The sequence below is a fragment of the Rhizobacter sp. P1_G5 genome, from assembly GCF_056405435.1.
In genome coordinates this window covers 1-3,036 of record NZ_JBFUCB010000688.1, presented here as the reverse complement: position 1 = coordinate 3,036, position 3,036 = coordinate 1, and the positions used below count along the sequence as shown (strand labels likewise).

Annotated in this window: 4 protein-coding genes; all 4 read left to right on the top strand. The window is 70.9% G+C overall.

Going from position 1 to position 3,036, the window contains the following annotated elements:
* On the top strand, positions 1 to 1,164 hold a 1,164-nt coding region (locus AC1D12_RS29530; protein ID WP_477844744.1), incomplete at its 5' end, for an efflux transporter outer membrane subunit.
* Positions 1,165 to 1,248: 84 nt separating this feature from the next.
* Complete coding sequence (locus tag AC1D12_RS29525; protein ID WP_047501724.1) at positions 1,249 to 1,893, top strand: hypothetical protein; 645 nt, start codon at positions 1,249 to 1,251, stop codon at positions 1,891 to 1,893.
* A 3-nt stretch (positions 1,894 to 1,896) separates the two neighbouring features.
* Entirely contained in the window at positions 1,897 to 2,514 is a 618-nt protein-coding gene (locus AC1D12_RS29520; RefSeq protein WP_477826082.1) for a cytochrome b/b6 domain-containing protein, read from the top strand.
* Positions 2,511 to 3,036, top strand: a 526-nt coding sequence (locus AC1D12_RS29515) for a molybdopterin-dependent oxidoreductase (RefSeq protein ID WP_477844742.1), incomplete at its 3' end; no start/stop codon positions are given. The genes AC1D12_RS29520 and AC1D12_RS29515, both read left to right, overlap by 4 nt.

Below are 3,036 nucleotides of genomic sequence, written 5' to 3'. Positions count from 1 at the left end.
GTGGTGGCCGCCGGCTCGTCGGCGCAGCTGCCGCAGCTGACGCTCGGCACGCGCGATGCGCGCCAGCGCATCTCGGCGAACCGGCCGCTCAGCAGCTACAACTCGACCAACTTCTCGACCATCCAGAACGACTTCACGCTGTCGCTGTCGGCCAGCTACGAGGTCGACCTGGCCGGGCGGGTGCAGCGCAGCGTCGAGGGTGCGCGCGCCTCGGCCGAGCAGTCGGCTGCTGACCTGGAGAACACGCGGCTGCTGCTGACGGCCGAGCTGGCGGTCGACTACTTCAGCCTGCGCGCGCTGGACACCGAGCTGGACGTGCTGTCGCGCTCGATCGCGTTGCAGCGGCGTTCGCTGGAGCTGGTGACGGCGCGGCACGACCTGGGCGCGGCCTCGGGGCTGGACGTGGCGCAGCAGCAGGCGCTGCTCGACACGACGCTGACGCAGGTCGACGTGCTGCGCCGCCAGCGCGCGCAGTTCGAGCACGCGATCGCGACGCTGACCGGCACGCCGGCGCCGTTGTTCTCGATCGCGCCCGAGGCGAAGGTGTTCGAGCCGCCGGCGATCCCGCTGGGCGTGCCGTCGGACGTGCTGCAGCGCCGGCCCGACGTGGCGGCGGCCGAGCGCGCGATGGCGGCGGCGAATGCGCAGATCGGCGTCGCGAGCGCGGCGTTCTACCCGAGCGTGATGCTCGCGCCCTCGGTCGGCTACGAGAGCCGCGACCTGTCGACGCTGTTCAACGCGCCGAGCCTGCTGTGGTCGATCGGCGTGTCGGCCGCGCAATCGGTGTTCGATGGCGGGCGGGCGCGCGCGAACGTCGACTTCGCGAAGGCCGGCTACGAGGTGACGGTGGCCAATTACCGGCGCGTGGTGCTGACCGCGATGCAGGAGGTGGAAGACGGCATCACCGGGCTGGCCGCGCTGGACCGCGCGAGCGCGCAGGCGCAGACGGCGGTGGCCTCGGCGCGCCGCGTGCTCGACATGGCGACCAGCCGCTACGAAGGCGGCGCGTCGACCTACTTCGACGTGATCACCGCGCAGCAGGCGCTGCTGGCCAGCGAGCGCCAGGCGGCTCAGCTGCTAGGGCAGCGGCAGCTGAGCTCGGTGTTCCTGGTGAAGGCGCTGGGCGGTGACTGGCAGGGCGGGGTGCGGGCCGCGGCGAACTGATCCACCGGCATCGGACATTCGACCGATGCCGCTGCCGCCCTGATCCGGGAACAGTACGGGACTCGATTCCACAGGAGTTCCCGAATGTTCCTCACCTTGTCTTCTTCCCTCTCTTCCAACGTGCTGCCGCGCATGGCGTCGGCGCTCGCCCTGGTGGGCGGCCTGCTGCTCGCCGGCACGGCCTCGGCGGCCGACCCCAGCGTGCACATTCGCGGCGAAGTCGTCGCGGTGCGCGACCACCAGGTCGACATCAAGGCCCGCAACGGCGCGGTCACCACCGTGCAGCTGCCCGACGGCTACCAGGTCATGGACGTCTCGAAGACCAGCCTCGCCGCGGTCAGCGAGAACAGCTACCTCGGCATCGCCGCGGCGCCTGCGGCCGGCGGCAAGGTCCGCGCACTCGGCGTGATGGTGTTTCCCGAAGGCGCCCGCGGCCTGAACGAAGGCCACTTCCCGTGGGACCTGGCCAAGCGCAGCACGATGACCAACGCCACCGTCGCGAAGCTGGTGAAGAAGGGCAGCACCAGCGAGCTGGAGATGCGCTTCGGCGACAAGACGCAGGCCGTGCTGGTCGACAACGCCACCGTGTTCGGCCAGTTCGTGCCGGGCCAGCCGGCGCTGGTGGTGCCTGGCGCCAAGGTGATGGTGATCGGCCAACCGACCGACGGTGGTCCGGTGACCGCCCGCATCGTGCTGGTCGGCCGCGACGGCTTCATTCCGCCGATCTGAGCCATGGACGCGCCGGGCAACGATCGGCCGCCCCGCTGGGTCCGTGCGACCCACTGGATCCATGCGGCGAGCTTCTTCACGCTGCTCACGAGCGGCTGGCAGATCTACGCGGCCGACCCGTTCTGGCTGCCGCCGTTCCCCGCGTGGGCAACGCTCGGCGGCTCGTTGCCCGGCGCGCTGCAATGGCACTTCGCCGCGATGTGGGTGTTCGTCGCGAACGGGCTGGTGGCGGTGGTCACGCTGATTGCCAGCGGTCGCCTGCGCCGGCTCTACCTGTCGGTGAGCGGGGCGGGCTTCCGGGCGGACCTGAAGCGCTTCCTGCGCAACCCGTTCGACCACGGCGACGGCGGCCGCAACGCGATCCAGAAGCTGGCCTACCTGGGCGTGCTGGTGGTGCTGGCGCTGGAGGTGGCTTCGGGCCTCACCCTGTGGAAGCCGGTGCAGTTCCAGGCGCTGTCGGCGCTGCTCGGCGGCTACGAGATGACGCGCCGCATCCATTTCACCGGCATGGCGGCCTTGGCGTGCTTCGTCGTCGGGCATGTGGCGTTGGCGCTGGCGTCGCCGCAGCTGCTGTTGCCGATGCTCGGCCTGCGCCGGAAGACACGAAAGGAGACGCGATGAACCGCACGCCTGCCGATGAAGATGCCGCATGGAGGCTGCTGTCACGCGAGCTGCAGGCCCGCGGGGTCGCGCTCGATCGGCGTGCCTGGTTGCGCCTGTCGCTGGCGGGCGGCGCGTCCGCGCTGCTGGCCGGCTGCGACGTGACCGACACCGAGGGCATGCAGGCGGTGCTGCGGCGCATCTCGCGCTTCAACGACGGAGCCCAGGCAGCGCTGCTGCGCCCCGGCCTGCGCGCGCCCGAATACACACCGGCGCAATTGACGAAGCCGTTCCGCTTCAACGCCTTCTACTCGGAAGCTTCGGTGCCCGAGATCGACGAGGCAAGTTGGCGGCTGGAGGTCCGCGGCCGCGTGCAGCATGCTGCCGCGTGGACGCTCGGCGAGATCCGCGCGCTGCCGGTCGTCACCGAGATCACGCGCCTGATCTGCATCGAAGGCTGGAGCGCCATCGGGCAGTGGAGCGGCGTGCCGCTGTCGCACTTCCTGCGCCATGTGGGAGCCGACCTGTCGGCACGCTACGTCG

Bases quoted from the DNA above. Each gene is read 5' to 3' on its own strand.
- AC1D12_RS29525 (WP_047501724.1), top strand. From the start codon at position 1,249: ATGTTCCTCACCTTGTCTTCTTCCCTCTCTTCCAACGTGCTGCCGCGC.
- AC1D12_RS29520 (WP_477826082.1), top strand. From the start codon at position 1,897: ATGGACGCGCCGGGCAACGATCGGCCGCCCCGCTGGGTCCGTGCGACC.